The sequence below is a fragment of the Streptomyces sp. NPDC005899 genome (assembly GCF_040629645.1).
Classification (GTDB): domain Bacteria; phylum Actinomycetota; class Actinomycetes; order Streptomycetales; family Streptomycetaceae; genus Streptomyces.
In genome coordinates, this window is sequence record NZ_JBEXWB010000609.1 from 1 (window position 1) to 2,165 (window position 2,165).

At 70.9% G+C, this 2,165-nt stretch carries 3 protein-coding genes; all 3 read left to right on the forward strand.

Translation table 11 applies throughout. From position 1 onward, the window contains the following. The first annotated feature begins 202 nt into the window (after positions 1 to 202). The 3 genes from hemC (at position 203) to ABZ371_RS32000 (ending at position 2,088) form a co-directional block, all read left to right on the forward strand. Entirely contained in the window at positions 203 to 1,138 is a 936-nt protein-coding gene (gene hemC, locus ABZ371_RS31990; RefSeq protein WP_358686312.1) for a hydroxymethylbilane synthase, read from the forward strand. A gap of 144 nt (positions 1,139 to 1,282) precedes the next feature. Continuing rightward, positions 1,283 to 1,669, forward strand: coding sequence for a VOC family protein (locus tag ABZ371_RS31995; protein WP_358686315.1), 387 nt, complete (start codon positions 1,283 to 1,285; stop codon positions 1,667 to 1,669). Positions 1,670 to 1,884: 215 nt separating this feature from the next. Further along, complete coding sequence (locus ABZ371_RS32000) at positions 1,885 to 2,088, forward strand: cold-shock protein (protein WP_069170173.1); 204 nt, start codon at positions 1,885 to 1,887, stop codon at positions 2,086 to 2,088. The last annotated feature ends 77 nt before the right edge of the window (positions 2,089 to 2,165 follow it).

Genomic DNA, 2,165 nt, shown 5'->3' on the forward strand with positions numbered 1-2,165 from the left:
GGCGGGGCGTCCCGGCCGCCGCCGTCCCAGGTGGGCGACCTCTCCGCGCCGGGGCCGGAACCCGGACGGTGACGTGGCCGTGCGAACCGCCACCGTTTCAACGCGGCCGGAAATCGCCGTGAGTGTGCGGCCGGGCGGAGGCGTCCCCGGGGACTCCGCCGCAGGCGGCCGCCCCCGCGTCCGGCGCACTATCGTGGACGGCATGTCCGCACCCGAGTTGATCCGCATCGTCTCCCGTGACTCGCCCATGGCACTGGCTCAGGTCGAACGGGTCCGTGCCGAGCTCGCGGCCGCCCACCCGGGCGTCGTCACCGAGGTCGTCCCCGTGAAGACGACCGGCGACCGGTGGATGGGGGACCTCGCACAGGTCGAGGGCAAGGGGGCGTTCACCAAGGAGGTCGACGCCGCCCTGCTCGCCGGCCACGCGGATCTCGCCGTGCACTGCGTGAAGGACGTACCCGCCGACAGGCCGCTGCCCGCGGGTACGACCTTCGCCGCGTTCCTCGAGCGCGACGACATCCGCGACGCCCTCGTCCACCCCGGCGGACTCACGCTCGACCGCCTCCCCGCCGGGGCGCGGATCGGCACCTCCTCCGTACGCCGAGTGGCCCAGCTCGCCGTCTCCCACCCTCAGCTGCGCTGTGTCCCCTTCCGGGGCAACGCCAACCGGCGGCTGGCCAAGCTCGCCTCGGGAGAGGCGGACGCCCTGCTGCTGGCGGTGTCCGGTCTGCGTCGCATCGGCCGGGCCGACGTGATCAGCGACATCCTCACGCCGGAGGCGATGTGCCCGCCGATCGGGGCCGGCGTCCTGGGCCTGCAGTGCCGCGAGGACGACATCGGCACCATCGACGCGGTGAGCGCCCTCGACCACGCCCCGACCCGCCGGGAGACCACCGCGGAACGCATGTTGCTGCACGTCCTCCAGGGCCACTGCAACTCGCCGATCGCCGGCTACGCCACGACCCACGGCAACGGGGACATCTCCTTGCGGGCGCGTGTCTTCACTCCGGACGGGAAGACGGTGCTCGACGCCCATGAATGGGCCGGCCCGCTGGATCCCGCCACGCTGGGCACGTCCGTCGCCGTGGCCCTGCTGCGCCAGGGGGCGCGCGAGCTGATCGACGGCATCCCGCACTGATCCGTACGCGGCGGCGGCGAGAGCGCGGGAGCGCCGGCCAGGACGGCACGGCGGCGTCGGGCGACGCGAGTGCGACCGGCACCGCGTGCCTCCCGGTCACGCCGGCAGCGGGCGAGCCGGAACCTTGTGCGTAAGGTCGTCGCCATGGTGCATGTACTGAGCAGCCGGGTGCTGCTGACGCCGGGCGACCCGCAGGCCTCACGCGACTTCTACGAACACGGGCTTGGCCTGGCGGTCTACCGAGAGTTCGGTACCGGACCGGAACGGGGGACGGTGTACTTCCTCGGCGGTGGCTTCCTCGAGGTGTCGGGGCGCTCCGAAGGCCCGCCGACGACCACGCTGCGGTTGTGGATGCAGGTGGCCGACTGCGCGGCGGCACACGAGGAACTCGTGGAGCGCGGAGTGCGGGTGCTGCGGCCGCCCGTACGCGAACCGTGGGGCCTGATCGAGATGTGGATCGCCGATCCGGACGGACACCGCATCGCGCTGACCGAGGTACCCGCCGACCACCCACTGCGTTTTCGTCCCTGAGAGGGGATCTCCTAAATCGACTTCGGCGTTTCCGTGGTCATGGCGCGACTGTCCGTGTAGCGTTTGCGGTAGCTGTCATGGTTCCGAAGTACCGGTCGCCCGTGAGTACGCTTTCGCGGGCTTTTTTGCTGTTCAGAGTCTCTGAGGACCAGGGCGATCACCTCCGGTTCCCGCAAGGTGCGGGAACCGACCTATGAGTCCCCTTGGAGGACAAAATGGCCAGCGGTACCGTCAAGTGGTTCAACTCGGAAAAGGGCTTCGGTTTCATCGAGCAGGACGGCGGCGGCCCGGACGTCTTCGCCCACTACTCGAACATCGCCGCCCAGGGCTTCCGTGAGCTCCAGGAGGGCCAGAAGGTGAACTTCGACGTCACCCAGGGCCAGAAGGGCCCCCAGGCGGAGAACATCACCACCGCCTGATCCGCTCACCCACGGACGCTCGCTCCCGGTCGACGGGGGCGAGCGTCCGTGTTACCGGGCCCCGCTGCCGGTACGGT

Bases quoted from the DNA above. Each gene is read 5' to 3' on its own strand.
- hemC (WP_358686312.1), top strand. From the start codon at position 203: ATGTCCGCACCCGAGTTGATCCGCATCGTCTCCCGTGACTCGCCCATG.
- ABZ371_RS32000 (WP_069170173.1), top strand. From the start codon at position 1,885: ATGGCCAGCGGTACCGTCAAGTGGTTCAACTCGGAAAAGGGCTTCGGT.
- ABZ371_RS31995 (WP_358686315.1), top strand. From the start codon at position 1,283: ATGGTGCATGTACTGAGCAGCCGGGTGCTGCTGACGCCGGGCGACCCG.